This window comes from Mycoplana sp. MJR14 (genome assembly GCF_029210525.1).
Lineage (GTDB): Bacteria > Pseudomonadota > Alphaproteobacteria > Rhizobiales > Rhizobiaceae > Mycoplana.
This window is the reverse complement of sequence record NZ_JARGEO010000005.1, coordinates 23,169-40,308: the sequence shown is the minus strand read 5'-3', so window position 1 is coordinate 40,308 and position 17,140 is coordinate 23,169. Positions and strand designations below refer to the sequence as shown.

The following is a 17,140-nucleotide window of genomic DNA, read 5'->3' as shown; positions in this document are numbered from 1 at the left end:
GCGCCTGCCGCAGGCTTCGGGCTTCGCTATTTCGCCGTCGCCCTCACAAGACCGTAGCCCGTCCTTGCGCGACCGCTCAGCGCGGCTTCGGCGCGTTCTCCTCCAGCCAGAGCTTCAGGGCGGCGGCATTGTTGTGCTGCTCGTCGCGCGCGGCATAGAGCAGCGTCACCGGACCCTCGGCGATGTGGCGGCGGAGCTCCGCCGCGGCGATCCGTCCGGCGTCGCCCTCCAGTTCTTCGGCGTAGAGCGTCCGGAATTCGTCCCAGCTTTCGGGCCGGGCGTGAAAGCGCCGGCGGAGATCGTCGCTCGGGGAAATGTCCTTCAGCCACAGGTCGATCCGCGCCTTTTCCTTGGCGATGCCGCGCGGCCATAGCCGGTCGACGAGGATACGCATCCCGTCGGACGCCTCCGGCGCATCGTAGACCCGCTTGATCCGGACCGTCATTGCTTGGTTCTCCTCATCGATCGGGCGCGGCGGTGCCCGCGCTGGTGCGGGGCGAGCATGCACCGCGCCCGTTCGCCAGGCAACGCCTGCAGGCCCCGGGGCGGGACTGCCGGCTGCGGTCCGCCCCGTTCTGTTCTTCGTTGACTTCGCCGATGATGGGAGGACAATGGCTTCGTTACGCGTCACCAGCAGACAGGAAGGGGCGCCTACCATGACCATCGCCAGAAGGCTTCAGGACTATATCGAGCGGGAAGGGATCGCCTACGACACCGTCCCGCATCATCGCACCGCCACGACCAGCCAGTCGGCCCAGGCCGCGCATATCCCCGGCAGCAGGCTCGCCAAGACCGTCGTCGTCCACCACGAAATGGGCTATGTGCTCGCCGTCGTCCCCAGCACGCACCGCATCGAGCTGTCCACCCTGCAGGACGTGGTCGACCGCAGGCTCGGGCTGGCGTCGGAGGAGGAGGTCTGCGCGCTGTTTTCGGATTGCGACGAAGGCGCCGCCCCGCCCGTCGGAATGGCCTACAATGTCCCGGTCATCCTCGACGAAAGCCTGGGACGGGTCAGCGACGTCTATTTCGAGGGAGGAGACCACCGGACGCTGGTCCACGTCACCGGCCCGAACTTCCTCAACCTGATGAGGGACGCGCAGATCGCCCGCATCAGCCACCCGCATTAGCCGCGGCGACAATTCGCCCGCGCCTCGGGACAGCCCTGCGGCGCGGCGGCGGCTGGTGTTTTCGGTCGCCAGAGACTGGTGAAGCGAACGATCGTCCAGCGTCATCCGGCCGGCGACAGGAGATAGGGGAACCCTTCTCAGTCCGTGCTCTGCCCGCCGGCCGCAACCTCGCAGCGGCCGCCGGCACAGCCCTGTTCGTCCGTCGAGGCGGATGCTCTGAGGGCATGCGGCGCCGGTGCGGATAACGCCATGGCGATCCTGGCACCGACGGCGATATCGTCCTCCACGCCGAAGACGTGATGGAGGATCGTGCCGTCGCGGCCGATCAGCACCGACGAAGGCGTTCCGCGCAGGGCGAACCGCTGCATGGTCAGCGGCGTGTCGGACGCCGGGTCCGCGCGATCGACGCCGACCGGATGGCGGATGCGGTACTCGTGCAGAAACGCCTTCAGGGTGACGGGCGTCATCGCCGCATGGTGTTCGAACACCGTGTGGATGCCGATGACCTGCAGGTCGGTGCTGCCGAAGACGCGTTCGATCCGCTGCACCTGCGGGATGGATTCGGCGACGCAGCCGGGGCAGAGCAGCTGAAAGGTGTGAAGCAGGACGGGGCGGCCGCGAAGGCCGGCGAGCGTCAGCGGGGCAGGCGTGTTGAACCATTCGCTCACCGCCAGTTCGGGCGCGAGCGTCGTTGCAGTGCTGGACATGATCCTCAATCCTTCTGAAAAGGGGGCGGACGGCGACCCGCGGCTTCGGGTTCCCGGCTCGCCCGCACGGTTGCGCTCCCGGGGGCGAAGCGTGTATTTCCCGTCGTGTTCTTTCTCTCTGTTAGCCTGGAGGGCAGGAACATGCGGGTTCGGCGATGGCTGTCGGCGAACCCGCGCTCTCCGTCATTTCGCGGGCATGACCTTACCGGGAAGGCTGAGGTTGCCGGATGCGACCTTGAAGACGTTGCTGACGCAGAGAAGCGGGGCGTGCAGGTTGCCGTTGACCTTGAGGCCCGCCGTCACCCCGTCGTAGGACGCGCCCTCGATGCCGCCGATCAGCGACAGCGGGATGGTGACGTCGACGGCGTCGCCCTTGAGCTCTGTGGGGTAGGCCGGGCTGTCGATGAGCAGGGGAACGCCGGGCCAGGTTTCGGGAACCTTCGGCTTTTCGCCCGGCGGGATGTCGATGACCTTCAGGCCTCCGCCGCAGGCCTTGTCTTCGGCGAGCACCACCCAATGGGGATGCCAGACGTCGCGGTTCCTGCCGCCCTTCGCCGCATCGTCGAAATCGGGATGGAAGGTGACGGCGAGGGCGACGATGCCCTGGTCCCTCTCGAAGCCGATGTCGCCGCTGTTCAGCGAGGTCGGCCAGACATAGGCGTAGACGTCGGACCCCTCGAACTTTCCGGTGGCCCTGGGCTTCTCCGTGCCGGCCTGGCCGCGGACGCGCGTGGTGAAGACGGCGGCATCGCCCCTGGCGACGATCGTCGTCTCGATGATGTCGAACGAGGCCTGCACGGCCTCGTTGGGCTCCGCCTTGATCGAGTGGGCATGCGCCGCCGTCAGCCATAGCGAGACCATCCCGGCGACAAGCGCGCCGGCTGCGAATTGTCTCAACATGTCGGTTTTCTCCTTCTTTCTCCGTAGCCTGGAGGGTTGCGCCTATCCTCTCGTGAACGCGTCCCAGGTGGCTGCCCGTGACGCAGGATCGGCGGTTTCGTGATCGCGGCAGTCGATGCGGATGTCCCGCTGGCCGAATGCCGCGTCGACGAAATTGCAATGATGCGGACGTGCCGCATCGGAATGGGCGAACGGTGCGAAATACCGACAGGTCGCGCACATGCGCTGGATCGGGATCGCGTCGATCTCCTGCAGGGTCCTGATCATCTTGACCAGCGTGACCAGCAGGTCTTCCTGTTCGTGGCCGGCCAGTGCGTCCAGCGACCGCTCTGCCGCACCGTTCCCGTCGCTACCGGCCTTGAGCACCGCGAGCCCTTCCTGCGTGATGGCGACGTTGACGCCGCGCCTGTCGGTACCGGCATTGCGCTTGGTTGCCAGCCCCTTGCGCTCGAGGGCGGCAATGGAGTCCGTCGCGGTCGGCTGCGAGACGCCGAGGTTCGCGGCGATGTCCTTCACGGCCAGCCCGTCCCGGCGGCCTTCGAGAAGCTCCAGGATCGCAAGCTGCGTCGGGTTCAGGCCGGTCGTCTTGGCCCGGTTCCATTCGTCCGCCCGCATGACCATGGCGACGCGGGCGAGCGCTTCGCGGATGCGATGATGGACGGAGGTGGGGTTGTTCGGCGTTTCCATGCGGTCAATATATATAGGACTCCTATTAATTGCAAGCGCGCTCTTGAAAACCTTGCGTCGCCCGCGGCCCGCGCAGCGATACGATACGCTTCAGTCCTCAGACCGGCTCGTGGGGTCGCGGTTGCGCTCGTACCGGTGCCGAACCGGAAACGGCGGCAGCCAGCTCTCGCGACGGATGGTCCACAGTTCGTAGGTCGGCACGAGCTGGTCGGGGGCATCGAGCGCGCCGAGGTTCACCTCAATCTCGTCGGCGCTGCGGCCGAAAACCGGCGAACCGCAGCGGGGACAGAAATGCCGGCCGCCATAGTCGCCCGTCTCGCCTTCGACCGTCACCGCATCTTCCGGGAATATCGCCGAGGCGTGAAAGAGGGCGCCGTGGTGTTTGCGGCAGTCGAGGCAGTGGCAGATGCCGACCCGGTACGGGCGGCCCGACGCCACGAACCGAACCTTGCCGCACAGGCAGCCGCCGGTGAATCGATCCATGCTCGCCTCCTCCGAAATTCCGCGAGGGGAAAGGGATACAGCGACACCATGGTCGCCGCAATCGCCGGCCGGGCCTCTGCACGCGCGACAGGACGCCCCTTCGTTCACGCATTGCCGCCGTCTCGACCCTGCTTGGTGCGAACGCCGCCATCGCGCGAGGGCGCGCCCGCGGAACATGTGGATGGATCGGCATCGAGCGCCCGATCCGCAAGGCGCGCACTGGCAGGGCCGGCCGTTTTCGACCACAATCCGCCAGGGGCAAAGGCGAGGTCGAATTGCGATTCAACGTCATCGACGGCGGAGGACGGTCCGGGGAACAGGCGGCCCCGAGCGATCGTCATGTGCGCCAGGAGGCGGAACGCAGGATCCGGGCGAGCGGCTATCCCGCATGGCACGCGCGCAGCCTGGCCACAGGGGCTGCGATCCCGCGGTCGGTCGCGTATCTGAAACTGCAGATCGAATTCGTGGCGCAGACGCTCGGCCGGCTCGATCCCATCCCGGCCGACTATCGTCGCGACGACTACTGGCCGTCCGCAGACCCGTGAGCAGCATCGTACGACCGCCTGTCGGCGGGCGATCCCTCGTCGCTATCGATCACGAAGCCTGCGGGCTCAGCGGGCACCGCCGCTGAATTTCGAGGCGATCAGCGGCACTGCGGCGGCGCCGGCCGGGCCGAGACGGAAGTAGCGGACGGCGGCGGAAAGAAGAAGGGTGCCGGCCACCGTCGTCGCCAGCCGCAGCCAGAACCGGTCGTCGCGCTTGTCCTGCCCCTTCCTGGCGGCGCCCTGTCCGGCCGGCCGGGCCCGGGTCTGCACGACCAGCTTGCGCAGGTCGCGCATTTCCTTGCGAAGCTGCGCGATCTGCCTCTGCAGATCGGCGTTGTCGTGTGTCGGATCGTCCCGATCGGCGGCGGCGTCGTCGAGCTCGGCCAGATGCTCGCGAAGCTGCGCCGGATTGTCGAAGCCGCTCGAACGAATGTTGGTCACGTCCACCTCCCTGAAATGTCTGTTCCCTACAACGCCTGGCGCGCGGTTTTGTTCTGGGAGCGAAGGGCTTCCGTGTCGATATCCGCATCTGCGCGCTGGCGCCCGTGGTCCGGCGCGCGACCTCGTCCGGCGCGCGACTAGACGAGGCCGGCCGTGCCGCTCTCGAACAGGGACCGGTCGTCGAGGACGTTTGCGGCCAGCATCGCGCCCTCGAGCGTGGCGATCACCTGGACCGCCGCGTCCTTCGCAAGGCCGGCCTTCGCCAGCCGCTCCAGCCCCAGCTGGAAGAACCGCCGCACCTCGGCGCGCACCTCATCGGCCAGATCGGCGGACGTGGCGCCCATCGCGCCACACAGGCACATCCGGCCGTCCCGGTCCAGCGCATCGCCAAAGACCTGGCGAAAGGCCGTCACGATGTCGCTGCCTTCGGCAACCCGTTGATCCACGCCCTTCAGGAAGCGGTCAGTGTAGCGGCGCGCAACGGCCGCGGCGAGCTTCTCCTTGGTGGGGAAGTGATAGTGGACGCTGGAACTCTTCACGCCGATATCGGCCGCCACTTCCCGGAAGCTGAAGCCGCTGTAGCCCGCCTGGCGGATGCGCTCCTCGGCGGCATCCATGATCGCCTCTGTCGTCTCGCTCATCGCATGTCCTTCTCTATCTAGCGATAGATAGGGGTTGCGCTCTGCGAAAGCAATCTCTATGTAGCCCGCGCATCTATCTATCGATAGATAGACAACAAGGAGAAAGACATGCGTTTCGAAGGTAAGGTCGTTGCAATCACCGGCGGCGGTTCGGGCATCGGCAGGGAAGCGGCGGCGCGGTTCGTCGCCGAAGGCGCCAAGGTCGTCATCAACGGACGCGATCGCGAGAAGCTCGCGGCGGCCGCAAAAGCGATCGACGCGAGCGGCAGCCGTGTCGCCGTCTCCGCCGGCGATATCGCCCGGCCCGAGACCGGCGCGGCCCTCGTCGAGGCCGCCGTTTCCCGCTTCGGCAGGCTCGACGTTCTGGTCAACAATGCCGGCGTCTTCAATCCGAAGCCGTTCGTCGAGCTGACGGAGGCGGACTACGACTGGTACCTGGACACGATCCTGAAGGGCAAGTTCTTCGCCGCGCAGGCGGCGGCAAAGGCGATGAAGGAGAAGGGCGGGGCGATCGTCCAGACGGGCTCGATGTGGGCGATCCAGGCGATCGGCGCGACACCCTCGGCCGCGTATTCGGCGGCGAATGCCGGCGTTCATGCCATGGTGCGCAACCTCGCGATCGAGCTCGCGCCCTACAACATCCGCATCAACGCCGTCGCGCCGGCCGTCGTCGAGACCCCGGTCTACAACACGTTCCTGTCCGACGAGCAGGTGAAGGACGTCCTGCCGACCTTCAACGCCTTCCATCCGCTCGGCCGCAACGGCCAGCCCGGCGACGTCGCCGAGGCGATCCTCTTCCTCGCCTCCGAGCAGGCGTCCTGGATCACCGGCACCGTCCTTCCGGTCGACGGCGGCGTGACCGCCGGCCGCCAGTGAGGCTCATATGGGCACCCTGCAGGACTGGAACGGCTATCGCGACGCGCTGATCGGCAGGGTCGGCGACTTCGCAAGGCTCAGCCCGGACGTGCTCCGCGGCCTGAACACGATCGAGGGCAGCGCCGGCAGGACGGGACGGCTCGAACCGAAGATCCACGAGATCATCGCCCTCGCCGTCGCCGTCACCACCCGCTGCGACGGCTGCATCGCCGTCCACGCAAAGAAGGCCGTCGAACTGGGGGCGACGCGCGAGGAGATCGCCGAAGCGCTCGGCGTCGCGATCGCCCTCAACGCCGGCGCGGCCCTGACCTACACCGCCCGCGTGTTCGACACGATCGACGCGCTGTAGGCCGGAACTGGAGGATGGGCGCAGGAAAGATGCGCCCATCCGCGCGGCGGCACTGTTCGGTTCGCCCGCACCGATGCGGTGCGGCCGCGTCACCCCATGACGGCGCATCGGGCCAACTGAATTGCGATCTGCTGCCCCCGCACATCCATGACCCTGGACTTGGGCATCATGGCCGCGGGTCCGATCGCGCCTGTGTGGCAGTCGGTCGCAACCTTGCTTGGATGCTTCCAATGCGCTGGGCCTTGTGAGACGCTGAAAACATGTCTGCTTTCGCCACACTTGGCCGCATCCTGTATCTGCTTGCGTTGCTCGGGATTGTCACAAGTAAGCGGCTGATTTTTAAGTGTGATTTTAAAGGAGATGGCGCACCAGACATCTGCCAAATTCGCCGTCTATGTCCACTAAATATTTGATTTACAATGATAAAGTATCTTTTTTGTTCTCAAAATGAGTTACATTATGTGTTGCAATATCAAGTGTCGAGCATGTCCCACTCATCGCCTAGCACCCATCGCAGGGCAGAGAGTTTGCCGTTGATCATGCCCCATTCGAAATCTGTCCAAGGTCCAAGCTCATCGACGCCAATTTCTTCTTCGGTGCTTTTCATTGCCGCAAGCATGCCGTTCCAGATATCGTCAACGATCATATTTCGTTGCTTCTTTAAAGGCGCGCCATCCCATATCTCGCGGCTTACAACTTGCGTCTTCCCGGTTTCTACGCGATCGATAATTCCCCATTTTCTACCGTACCAAACTTGTTGAAATAGCTTGTGTTCGGCCTCAACCAACTCTGAAAGTTGCCTGGACTGCTGGCTATATTCACGGTCGAAAGTGACCTCCTCAATCAAGTCCTCGGCGAACTCGTTAAGGAGGGGACCTAAATTCGTCGAATAACGTGAAGTTACTCCATCAAAGTGGATTGCAAGATCAGGATGAGGAAGCCTAGTGTCGGCGCCCTTTTGGCTGAAATCGTGCACGTTATGGGTAACAAAGGCGAATACATCGCCGTCCTTCCTCGCCGAAAGCGCATCGATATAGCTTTCAACGATTATCGCGTCGCCGATACCGTTTATTTGACGATGGAAGGGTGCGATTTTCGCTATGGCACGATCAGCCGCCCTAGCTTTGACGCTTTCACCGATAGGAATCGGCGAGGTAGTCGCGAACAACCTCTCAATAAGTTCGACGGCTTCGTTGACGGCTTCGCCTCCTGTCGCGATGCGATGATCCACTTCATTTAGCTGCTTAATTGTGGCATCCCGAGCGTCCTCCGGCGCGAACTGGATGATCGCCTCTTTCACCCGCTTAAAATGACTAGAAAGGCTGGCTCTGCTTGCCGCCATCACACGCTCTTTATTTCGCGCGAACTCATCAAGAACGATTTGCGGCAAAATCAACTCGACTTCATCCGCCTTCGTCATGGCCAACAATGCGTCGAGAAGTGGAAGATGGCGATGATCTTTAGTTAGATCGAGCCAAACAGAGGTATCTACCAGGAGACGCAAAGTCATTCTTGACTAACCGTGATTTTCCGTTGATTGAAATCGAACGATATGAGGTTTCGTGGTGGCTGAAAAGCTGCCGCATATTGGGGAACGGGATAACTACAACTTAGTTTTCATCGATTGAGAAACGCTGATCTGAACACCGTCTTTTCAGCTTTTGGTGCGGCGGCACTAGAAAGCTCGGTTTCTCGCCTGTCTAGATCGACATTGATCAAAACGCGGGCCGCGAGGCTGTAGGTGAAAGCGTCCAGGCACTCGGCTCGTCTGCCGGTAATGCGCTCGAACGCTCGCGTTGGCTGACCTCTGGAATAGCGAACAATGCGCCGCTCGCTTACAAGCTCCTCAAAGAAACGCGCTTCGAGATCGCCGGAAAGCAGATGCTCTTGCCAGCAGACAGGCGATTGAAGATCGAATTTTTGATGGCATCGCTGCCGACGATAAAGACAGACAGGGTCACTAAAACGAGCCAACTTTGCTACGTCTTTGATTTCATTGGTATAAAATGAGGGAAATGGCGCGCCGCGCCGGGCGAAGATGAGAACTATGTCTACGCTATAGCCCTCCTTTGAATGTCCCCCATCCGAGGGTCTGTTAGATACGCCCATTGCTCGATGGGGGACGTCGCTTCTCAGTGAGCACGTCACGCTTGAAGGTCTGAAATGGAGCCGTCAGCAGGGCCCAACGCGGAAAGCGGACACTGAACTTCTTTCCGCCAAGGTCTGGGATCGGCTCATTACTGAGATCGGCAACTGATTCGCGCACAGCCGATGAAAGGTTTGCATAGCGTGGTGAGGGTGGCCGCGCTGATCGGCATCCTCGATGGAAAGGTGTGTTGCCGTTTATTCGGTAATCCTCCTTCGGGGCGGTTGGGGATATCTACTAATGGATTAATTGGGATAATGCGCATCTAGGCTTAGGATTTCAGCGCGGCAGCTAGCTGAACCACAACCTTCGCAACCCACAAAGCGCCGTCAATCCGCGTTCAAGGCCGTGGTCAAGCCGGAACGGTAGAGCGGAGGCAGTATGCGTATCGACGTCATCTCCAGACGGGAAGATCTTGATAGGCTGAAGCAGAACTGGGACAAGCTCTACAGAGCAGACCCGGACGCGCAGTATTTCCTGTCCTGGCAATTCATTTCAGCCCTCTTCCGGTACTTCGAAAGCCAATGGTTCGTTCTGGCTGCAAGCCAGGGCGCGCGCTCTTCACATTACGTGGCGCTGATGCCCCTGCGGCTGAAGACCCGGATGAACGTCAAGGCCGGAATTTTCTATCACGACGTCCACATGGGCGGTTCCTACTTCGCGGACTACACCGGGGCGGTCTGCGCTCCTGAATTCGCTCGGGCGGCCATGGCGGCCTTTGCCAAGCATCTGAGAAGGATGCACTGGGCAAACCTGCATCTCGACAACCTATACATGTCCAGTGGACGCTTGCGCAGCTTCCTCGAGAACCTCGAGGACAAGCAGCTCACGATGCGGACCCTGAGCAGGATCAGCGCAGAAGACAACGTTGACAACTCCAAATGTCCGTCCGTCGACCTGCCCGAGACATGGGACGCGTATCTCGAGCAGAAGCTCGGCACCAACATGCGCCAGAAGCTGAGGCGGTTCCTGCGCAAGGTAGACGGTTCGGAAGAATTCCGCATCACGCTCGCGGATTCTGCAACGATCAAGCGCGACGTCGGCATCCTCCTCGATTTCTGGAAGAACCGATGGGGGCCCCGCAAGGGCAATCGCCTGTCCGCGATCCTGAACACCAACCGGAACGTTTTCAGCGATGCCTTCGCCAATGGCAGCCTGTTCCTGCCAGTCCTGTGGCACCGGGATCGGCCGCTCGGCGCCCTGGCGACGTTCATCGATCCGGTGAAGAAGACGTACCTGTTCTGCATGGCCGGGCGCGACGAGAGCGCCGAGATCGTGCCGCCGGGACTTGTGCTGCACGCTTACAGCATCCGCCACGCCATTGCGAACGGATACCGGACCTATGACTTCCTGCGCGGCGACGAGGCATACAAATACACCTTCGGCGCCAGCGACAAACTCATCACCTGCAAGGTCGTGCAGACCCGCACCCGCCGCAACCTGGGCGACCGGCTCGACCCAAGTACGCTCTCGAGCATCTTCCACGAGGCGAACAAGAACCACCAGAAAGGCCATACAGCGGAGGCCGAGAACGCCTACCGCCAGATCCTGGATACCGATCCCGCTCACGCGCAGACCCTCTACGCGATCGGCCAACTGCTGGCAGGCAAGGGCGACCATCGGGCGGCCGCGGCCGCGTTCGGGAAGCTGTTGGTCGTTGTGCCGCATTTGGCGAAGGGCTGGGTCAGGCTGGGATACGCCCTGCAGGCGCTGGACAACCACGCCGACGCCGCGGATGCGTTTCGCAAAGCGCTCGAGATCCAACCGGATATCCAGTCCGCACGCGACGGACTTGGCATCAGCATGGTGAAGCTCAGCCAGACCGGTATCGCGACGACAACGCCGAGACCCGGATGCGATGTTCGGTTGAAGGCGCCGCCGCTCCTGGGCAAGGCCAAGCGACCGACCCTGCCGCTCGTCGTCGGGCGGCGCCAGTCAGCGGACGTTGCGCCTACCTCGCTCAAACAGTCTGTGGCGATCATCGACCCGGTACATTACAACTCCGGAACGCTCCCGCCGTATCCACCAAATCGCCGCGCGGGGCCGACTTCTACGCCGCCGCCTGGCCGGTTTTTACCTCCGCCGTTGACAGGCGGCTCTATCTCGGACGAGGGGTAAATCCGGGATCGGCATCAGAAACAGAATTTTCGCAAGAACCCGGACTCGGAACGCCGCACCGCTCGCCTCAACGACAAAAGCGAATGGATCGTCATGGAAGCCCCCAGATGCGCATCATCAGTGATGAGCTCTGGGCGCGCGTCAAGCGACGGCAACTGACGACCTTGGAGAACTTTTCCCGGACCGCCTCACCGGGAATTTCTGGCTGCCGGAAAAGGTGCCGCTCTCGAACGATATTCCGTCCTGGGCGACGCTGAAGGCGGAGGAACAGCAACTCACGATCCGCGTCTTCACCGGCCTGACCTTGCTCGACACCATCCAGAACGGTGTCGGCGCGGTGAAGCTGATGGCGGATGCAGTGACGCCGCATGAGGAGGCGGTGCTGTCCAACATCTCCTTCATGGAGGCGGTGCATGCGGGCTCCTATTCGTCGATCTTCTCGACGCTCTGCCTGACGCCCGACGTCGACGATGCCTATCGCTGGTCGGAGGAAAACGAGTTCCTGCAGCTGAAATCCACGCTCATCATGGAGCAGTACGCGCAAGGCGGTGGCGACGGAGGACGAGGACTGGGATTTCTAGCGACAACAGGCTGGTCTTCGTGCGAGGGTATTCACTCGTGTAGCCACTTAGATGTCCGCGTCTGGCCGAGAGCCATGATGAGTCCAGCGGCAGATAGGGGGCGCTTTCCGGCGCGATCGCTCCATGCAGATCGTCGGCTTTCAGGAGCTCGATCCGACACTCTGAATGATCGAAATGAAGGCCCATTCCCGCCATACCAGGCCGCAACGTATTCTTGTGGCAATCACTCGACCGAAAGCGATTCTAACTTTTCCGCCGCCAAACGCCGCCGTTTCTACGCTCCTTCGCGCGCGGACCGGCCTCTGTCAGATACAAGGGCATAGTTTCGGCGGCTATAGCGCACTGCGGAGGATAATCGGCGGTATTTGGCGCACCCGACAGGATTCGAACCTGTGACCTTTGGAATCGGAATCCAACACTCTATCCAGCTGAGCTACGGGTGCTAACCGTTTTCGGCGAGGAATCGCCGGGCCGATGGGTGGTTCTTAGCCCAGGATGTCGGCCGCATCAATCGGCAATTTCATTTTCCGGACGGCGAAACCGGGCCGTGGGTCCGGTTTCCGTTGTTGCCCGGCTTGCGGCCGGGGTGGCCGCGCCCGCGGGGCGGGCGCGGCGCCTGTCATGCGTTAGAGCAGGAAGTCGCCGGCCTTCAGGCCGATGGCGTCGTCGAAATGCAGGATGAAGTCCGACTTGCCGTCGCCGTTCGTGTCGCCATGGAGATAGGTGTCCGAGGCGACCTTCTCCAAGCGCAGTTCCCCGGCCTTCTTGTGCCAGGCATCGCTGCCGATGAAGGAGAAGGCCTGGTCCCCGTTCTTCTTCGTATTGGCATCGATGCCGGACAGGTCGATCCTGTCGCCTTCCTTGCGGTCGAAGTCGTAGATCGTGTCGGTCGCAGCCTTCAGCGTGCCCAGGTCCTTGGCGGACTTGAAGACGAAGGTGTCCTTGCCGGCGCCGCCGTAGAGATCGTCGTGGCCGGCGCCGCCGACGATGGTGTCGTTGCCCTTGGCGCCGGAGAGCAGGTCGTTGCCCGCGCCGCCGCTCAGGCTGTTTTTGGCGCCGTCGCCGTAGAGCTTGTCGGCATGGCCCGAGCCTGTGAGGTTCTCCACCGAGACGAAGGTGTCGCCCTTGGCATCGTTGGTGTTGAGCGAGGCCTTGGCGAGGCTGGCGGTGACGCCCTTTGCCGCATCCGCATAGGAGGCGGTGTCGGTCCCGGCGCCGCCGTCCAGCCGGTCGGCGCCGGCACCGCCCAGGAGCGTGTCGTTGCCGGTGCCGCCGAGCAGGGTGTCGGCGCCCGAAAGCCCGTGCAGCACGTCGTTGCCGCCGGCGCCGTCGATCCTGTCGACGCCCGCGCCCCCCTTCAGCGTCTGCGACGCCGAGGTGCCCTTGATCTCGTCGATCCTGTCGACGACGCTGAGGCCGAAGGTCTTGACGATCTTGCTGGTGCCGTCGGAGACCTCGACGGTGACCGTCTCCTTCTGCACCTTCTCGTAGTCGATCGCCTTGGCCGTCACCAGCTTGTTGCCGGAGATCTTGAACAGGCCGCCGGCACTGTCGGTCAACTTGTAGGTCAGCGTCCGGCCTTCCGGGTCCCTGGCCGAGAGCGTGCCGACGGTGGTGCCGACAGCGACGTTCTCGTTGACCTTGGTGGCCGAGAGCGAGAGCGACGTCGGCGCCTCGTTGACGTCGGTGACGCTGATGGTGAAGGTCTTGCTGGTCTTCAGCCCGCCGGCGTCGGTTACCTCGACGGTAACCTTGTCGGACTTCAGCGTCTCGTAGTCGATCGCCTTGGCCGTCACCAGCTTGTTGCCGGAGATCTTGAACAGGCCGCCGGCGCTGTCGGTCAGCTTGTAGGTCAGCGTCCTGCCTTCCGGATCCCGGGCCGAGAGCGTGCCGACCGCAGTCCCGGTCGCCACGTTCTCCCTGACCTTGGTGGCCGAGAGCGCCAGCGATGCCGGCGCCTCGTTGACGTCGGTGACCTGGACGGTGATCTCCTTGGTGGTGGACTTGCCGTCCTCGTCCGTCGCGGTGATGCTCAGCACGTGCGACGCCTTGGCCTCATGGTCGAGGGCCTTGGCGACCTGCAGCTTGTTGCCGACGATCTTGAAATAGCCGCCGGGGTTGGAGCCGAGGCTGTAGGTCAGCGCCGTGCCCTCCGGGTCGGTCGCAGACAGCGTGCCGACCGTGGTGCCGGTGCCGACATTCTCCTTGACCGTGGTGCCGGAGATGGAAAGGCCGGTGGGGGCCTCGTTCTCGATCGGGGTGAATTCCTGCGTCGCGACGTTGAAGAGGGCGTCCTTGAACTTGATGAACTCGACGTTCTTCAGCCGGTCCATCTCGCCGGTGGTGTTGTCGGTGAGATAGGTCGTGGTCAGCACGAGCGCATTGTAGTCGGCCGCCTTGCCCGAGACGATGAAGGTGTCGGTGCCCTCGCCGCCGTCGATGACGTCGCTGCCGGCGCCGCCGGTGATCGTGTCGCTGCCGGCGCCGCCGTTCAGCGTGTCGTCGCCGCCGCCGCCCTTGATCGTGTCGGCGAAGACCGTGCCGGTGTAGACGTCGGCGCCGGACGAGCCGATGTAGTTCTGGGCGTAGGCGTCGAGCGAGTCCGCATAGACGCCCAGGCGCGTCGGCGAGCCGGCCGCGCCGTACATGTGCGACAGCGCGAAGTTGTGGACCGGGCCGTTCGCCTCGATGTCGGCCTCTTCCAGGGCGCTGGCGGGCTTGCCGTTCTCGAGGGTGAGGCCGGTGATGCGCAGTTCGGCCGTTCCGCCCTTGAAGGCGCCGGAGGAATCGTAGGAGCCGGAGCCGCGGACGCCGTACTCGATCGTGTTGATCTCGCCCCAGACCGTGTGGGTGTTGAAGTAGTATTCCAGCGAGCCGCTGGCGAGCACGTATTTCGAGGTGGCCTCGGTGCCGTAGCCCATCATCATCTCGTGGCCGGAGAAGGCCGCGCTGTTGTCGAAGACCGGGAAGCCGCCGCCTTCGGTGCCGGCGACGAAGCCGCCGCGGATGTAGGCCTCGAAGTCCATGCTTTCGGCGTTGGACGCATCGATGGTGATCGTGCCGGCGGATCCCAGCGGGTTGCCGTCATCGTCGGTGGTGGTGATGCGGAAGGTCTTTTCGACCGTCAGGCCGCCGGAATCGGTGGCAAGCACCTTCACGTCATAGGTCAGCGCATCGCCGAGGTCCTTCACGACCAGCTTGTTGTCGACGATCTCGAAGGCGTCGCTGCCGCCGGGGATGCTGTAGGTGAAGGTCTCGCCGCTGTCGGGGTCGCTGGCGGCGAGCGTGCCGACGACCGTGCCGGCCTCGGCGCTCTGGGCGACGAGCACCTTCGACAGGGTGACCGCCGTCGGAGCCTCGTTGGCGTTGGTCACGTCGATCGTGAACGTCTTGTCGGTGAAGTTGCCGCCGGCGTCCTTGGCGCGGACGACGATCTCGTAGCTGTGGGCGGATTCGAAGTCGAGCGCGCCGTTGAGCTTGAGCTGGTTGCCCTCGATCGTGAACATCGAGCCGGCGCTGGAATAGAGGCTGTAGGTGAGGTTTCCGCCTTCCGGATCGAGGCCGGAGAGCGTGCCGATCACCGTGCCGATATCGGCGTCCTCGGAGACCTCATGGCCGTCGAGCGACAGGTCGGTCGGGGCCTCGTCATGGGCCGGCGTCACCGCCAGCGCGACCACCTTGGTGGTGGTCGAGGCGCCGCCCGCATCCTGGTCGTCGATCGAGATCGTCAGCCTGGCGGTGGTCTCGTCGTTGTTTGCGGTCGTGAACGTCGCGCCGCCGGCGGCGATGAAGGCGTTGATGTCGGCGATCGAGCCGACCAGCGTGATCGCGCTGCCGCCGCCGGTGACGGTGACGCCGGCGAAGGAAGTGTCGCCCTCGATCGTTCCGCGGTCGACGCTGAGGGTGACGCTGACGGGGCCGGCGGAATCGTCGCTGAAGGCGATGCCGGTGATGGCCGTGGCTGCGTTCTCGTTGACCTCGAGCGCCTGCATGCCATAGGCGACGCGGACGTAGCTGCGCACGCCGCCTTCGATCACCGGCCCGGCCGTGATGAGATCGGTCACGCCGTCGCCGTTCAGGTCGCCCTGGGACACGCCGAAGAAATCGGAATTGCCGGGATACTGGGCGCCGGTCATGTGCTCCTTGAAGGTGCCGTCCGCGAGCTGCTCGAACCAGGACAGGTAGGACTGCTGCGTATTGGCCGTATCGCCAATCGTCTGCGCGGATCCGGCGACGATGTCGTTCAGCCCGTCGCCGTTGACGTCGACGACCTGGAAGCTGCTGACATAGCCGCTGTCGCTGGTGCCGGTGGAGATGATCTGCTTGTCGCCGAACGTGCCGTCGCCGCCGCCCTTGTACCAGGTGAGCTGCTTGCGGTTCGAGTTGGCGGCGACGATGTCGAGATTTCCGTCGCCGTCGAGATCGACGAGCGCGACCTTTTCCAGGCCCCAGACTTCGTCCGCATGGATGACCTGGCCGCTCGTGGTCGTCCCGTCCGGATTGACGGTGAAGACGGAGATGTCGCCGGCGGAATTGGTGGCGACGAGATCGAGCTTGCCGTCGCCGTTCAGGTCGCCGGCGGCGACCGCATAGGCGGTCGCCACCTCGGCGACGATCGAGTTCGTGAAGGTGCCGTCGCCGTTGTTCGTCGTCAGCACGATGCCGGCGCCGCCGCTGGCGGCCGCCAGAATGTCGAGATCGCCGTCGCCGTCGAAGTCGACGCTCGCAATGTCGAGGACGTTGCTGAAGCCGGAGGCGAGCTCCTGGAATTCGCCGAAGGTGCCGTCGCCGTTGTTCTTCAGGTAGCCGAGCGTCTGGGACGAAAGGTCCTCGTTCCATTTGGCCACGAGGACGTCCTGGTTGCCGTCGCCTTCGACGTCGCCCTGGTACATGTGCCAGTAATAGCCGGTCTCGATCGTGGTGGGCGCGCCGAAGGTGCCGTCGCCCTGGTTCAGGAGCACGTTGATCGTCTCGGAATTGCGTCCGTTCAACACGAGATCGAGGTGACCGTCGCCGTTGACGTCGATGACCAGGGTCTCCTGGGCCGACGTATCGCCGCCGACGGCTTCCACCTCGTCATAGGATATGGTGGTCGGGGATATGCTGATTGTTGGGGCACTCATAAGGAATTTCTCCAGTATCCGGCGGGTCGGCCGACCGGGCAGACCGACGCAAAGGTTCGTTCCCGGGCCGCGCGGCGATCCGGGTCAGGCAGTGATCAAATGCATTGAATTTACAGGCGCAGGACCCCCGCCCCACGGATGCAGCCGCCCCCTCACGGCCGGCGGACTCGTCATATTTTATCATGACATTTAGAGTCAAGTAATGCGCGGAGAAAAATGCGACCCATGATTGCAGAAGCGGGTTCCGCGGGACGCAGGGCCGCTGGCTGCGCGGCGCAGGCGTCGGCCGCTGCCCGACCGGCGGCAAAGTGTCGCGACGGCCCGAGGACCAAGGGAAGGGGGAGGGCAGAAAAAAATCCGCCGGACCCGAGGGACCGGCGGAGGCTTGCGGGTGTCGATGCTGGCGTCGGCGCCGC

15 protein-coding genes, 1 tRNA gene and 1 pseudogene are annotated in these 17,140 nt (G+C 63.7%); 6 read left to right on the top strand and 11 right to left on the bottom strand.

Annotation, left to right across the window (positions count from 1 at the left end; genetic code table 11):
* Positions 1-76: 76 nt before the first annotated feature.
* The gene (locus tag P0086_RS13515; protein WP_275786283.1) at positions 77-445 is read right to left on the bottom strand and encodes a DUF488 family protein; all 369 of its coding nucleotides are present in this window, start codon (positions 443-445) and stop codon (positions 77-79) included.
* A gap of 211 nt (positions 446-656) precedes the next feature.
* Here P0086_RS13515 and P0086_RS13510 point away from each other — a divergent pair, with 211 nt between their 5' ends.
* On the top strand, positions 657-1,127 hold the full coding sequence (locus P0086_RS13510) for an aminoacyl-tRNA deacylase (RefSeq protein WP_112593907.1): 471 nt from the start codon (positions 657-659) through the stop codon (positions 1,125-1,127).
* Between the two features lie 137 nt (positions 1,128-1,264).
* Here P0086_RS13510 and P0086_RS13505 read toward each other — a convergent pair whose 3' ends face one another.
* The 4 genes from P0086_RS13505 to P0086_RS13490 form a co-directional block, all read right to left on the bottom strand.
* Positions 1,265-1,834, bottom strand: coding sequence for a redoxin family protein (locus tag P0086_RS13505; protein ID WP_345799312.1), 570 nt, complete (start codon positions 1,832-1,834; stop codon positions 1,265-1,267).
* A 183-nt stretch (positions 1,835-2,017) separates the two neighbouring features.
* The gene (locus P0086_RS13500; protein ID WP_275786278.1) at positions 2,018-2,734 is read right to left on the bottom strand and encodes a hypothetical protein; all 717 of its coding nucleotides are present in this window, start codon (positions 2,732-2,734) and stop codon (positions 2,018-2,020) included.
* Positions 2,735-2,776: 42 nt separating this feature from the next.
* The gene (locus tag P0086_RS13495) at positions 2,777-3,421 is read right to left on the bottom strand and encodes a MarR family transcriptional regulator (protein ID WP_275786275.1); all 645 of its coding nucleotides are present in this window, start codon (positions 3,419-3,421) and stop codon (positions 2,777-2,779) included.
* Between the two features lie 90 nt (positions 3,422-3,511).
* Positions 3,512-3,904: a GFA family protein gene (locus P0086_RS13490; RefSeq protein ID WP_275786272.1), complete on the bottom strand. Its 393-nt coding sequence runs from the start codon at positions 3,902-3,904 to the stop codon at positions 3,512-3,514.
* A gap of 275 nt (positions 3,905-4,179) precedes the next feature.
* Here P0086_RS13490 and P0086_RS13485 point away from each other — a divergent pair, with 275 nt between their 5' ends.
* A complete protein-coding gene (locus tag P0086_RS13485) occupies positions 4,180-4,449 on the top strand; it encodes a hypothetical protein (RefSeq protein ID WP_275786269.1) in 270 nt (89 codons plus the stop codon).
* A gap of 66 nt (positions 4,450-4,515) precedes the next feature.
* On the opposite strand, the gene P0086_RS13480 is transcribed toward P0086_RS13485, so the two are convergent.
* Positions 4,516-4,890 (bottom strand): hypothetical protein, encoded by a 375-nt coding sequence (locus P0086_RS13480; protein ID WP_275786266.1) that lies wholly within the window; start codon positions 4,888-4,890, stop codon positions 4,516-4,518.
* A gap of 137 nt (positions 4,891-5,027) precedes the next feature.
* The gene (locus tag P0086_RS13475) at positions 5,028-5,531 is read right to left on the bottom strand and encodes a TetR/AcrR family transcriptional regulator (RefSeq protein ID WP_275786263.1); all 504 of its coding nucleotides are present in this window, start codon (positions 5,529-5,531) and stop codon (positions 5,028-5,030) included.
* A 108-nt stretch (positions 5,532-5,639) separates the two neighbouring features.
* Here P0086_RS13475 and P0086_RS13470 point away from each other — a divergent pair, with 108 nt between their 5' ends.
* Positions 5,640-6,407: an SDR family NAD(P)-dependent oxidoreductase gene (locus P0086_RS13470; RefSeq protein ID WP_112616457.1), complete on the top strand. Its 768-nt coding sequence runs from the start codon at positions 5,640-5,642 to the stop codon at positions 6,405-6,407.
* A 7-nt stretch (positions 6,408-6,414) separates the two neighbouring features.
* A complete protein-coding gene (locus P0086_RS13465; RefSeq protein WP_148655956.1) occupies positions 6,415-6,756 on the top strand; it encodes a carboxymuconolactone decarboxylase family protein in 342 nt (113 codons plus the stop codon).
* A 472-nt stretch (positions 6,757-7,228) separates the two neighbouring features.
* On the opposite strand, the gene P0086_RS13460 is transcribed toward P0086_RS13465, so the two are convergent.
* Both P0086_RS13460 and P0086_RS13455 read right to left on the bottom strand, forming a co-directional pair.
* On the bottom strand, positions 7,229-8,266 hold the full coding sequence (locus tag P0086_RS13460; RefSeq protein ID WP_275786258.1) for a PIN domain-containing protein: 1,038 nt from the start codon (positions 8,264-8,266) through the stop codon (positions 7,229-7,231).
* Between the two features lie 107 nt (positions 8,267-8,373).
* On the bottom strand, positions 8,374-8,865 hold the full coding sequence (locus P0086_RS13455; protein ID WP_275786256.1) for a terminase gpA endonuclease subunit: 492 nt from the start codon (positions 8,863-8,865) through the stop codon (positions 8,374-8,376).
* 418 nt (positions 8,866-9,283) lie between these two features.
* Here P0086_RS13455 and P0086_RS13450 point away from each other — a divergent pair, with 418 nt between their 5' ends.
* Both P0086_RS13450 and P0086_RS13445 read left to right on the top strand, forming a co-directional pair.
* Positions 9,284-11,020, top strand: a complete 1,737-nt coding sequence (locus P0086_RS13450) for a GNAT family N-acetyltransferase (RefSeq protein WP_275786253.1) — start codon at positions 9,284-9,286, stop codon at positions 11,018-11,020.
* A 181-nt stretch (positions 11,021-11,201) separates the two neighbouring features.
* Positions 11,202-11,558 (top strand): annotated as a pseudogene (locus tag P0086_RS13445) (ribonucleotide-diphosphate reductase subunit beta); the annotation flags it as partial.
* Positions 11,559-11,967: 409 nt separating this feature from the next.
* Here the strand turns inward: P0086_RS13445 and P0086_RS13440 are convergent.
* Positions 11,968-12,044: transfer RNA gene (locus P0086_RS13440), tRNA-Arg, on the bottom strand.
* 183 nt (positions 12,045-12,227) lie between these two features.
* A complete protein-coding gene (locus P0086_RS13435) occupies positions 12,228-16,724 on the bottom strand; it encodes an FG-GAP-like repeat-containing protein (RefSeq protein ID WP_275786251.1) in 4,497 nt (1,498 codons plus the stop codon).
* Positions 16,725-17,140: the final 416 nt, after the last annotated feature.

Coding starts and splice junctions, on each gene's coding strand:
- P0086_RS13515 (WP_275786283.1), bottom strand. CDS start 445: ATGACGGTCCGGATCAAGCGGGTCTACGATGCGCCGGAGGCGTCCGAC.
- P0086_RS13510 (WP_112593907.1), top strand. CDS start 657: ATGACCATCGCCAGAAGGCTTCAGGACTATATCGAGCGGGAAGGGATC.
- P0086_RS13505 (WP_345799312.1), bottom strand. CDS start 1,834: ATGTCCAGCACTGCAACGACGCTCGCGCCCGAACTGGCGGTGAGCGAA.
- P0086_RS13500 (WP_275786278.1), bottom strand. CDS start 2,734: ATGTTGAGACAATTCGCAGCCGGCGCGCTTGTCGCCGGGATGGTCTCG.
- P0086_RS13495 (WP_275786275.1), bottom strand. CDS start 3,421: ATGGAAACGCCGAACAACCCCACCTCCGTCCATCATCGCATCCGCGAA.
- P0086_RS13490 (WP_275786272.1), bottom strand. CDS start 3,904: ATGGATCGATTCACCGGCGGCTGCCTGTGCGGCAAGGTTCGGTTCGTG.
- P0086_RS13475 (WP_275786263.1), bottom strand. CDS start 5,531: ATGAGCGAGACGACAGAGGCGATCATGGATGCCGCCGAGGAGCGCATC.
- P0086_RS13470 (WP_112616457.1), top strand. CDS start 5,640: ATGCGTTTCGAAGGTAAGGTCGTTGCAATCACCGGCGGCGGTTCGGGC.
- P0086_RS13465 (WP_148655956.1), top strand. CDS start 6,415: ATGGGCACCCTGCAGGACTGGAACGGCTATCGCGACGCGCTGATCGGC.
- P0086_RS13460 (WP_275786258.1), bottom strand. CDS start 8,266: ATGACTTTGCGTCTCCTGGTAGATACCTCTGTTTGGCTCGATCTAACT.
- P0086_RS13455 (WP_275786256.1), bottom strand. CDS start 8,865: ATGGGCGTATCTAACAGACCCTCGGATGGGGGACATTCAAAGGAGGGC.
- P0086_RS13450 (WP_275786253.1), top strand. CDS start 9,284: ATGCGTATCGACGTCATCTCCAGACGGGAAGATCTTGATAGGCTGAAG.
- P0086_RS13435 (WP_275786251.1), bottom strand. CDS start 16,724: ATGAGTGCCCCAACAATCAGCATATCCCCGACCACCATATCCTATGAC.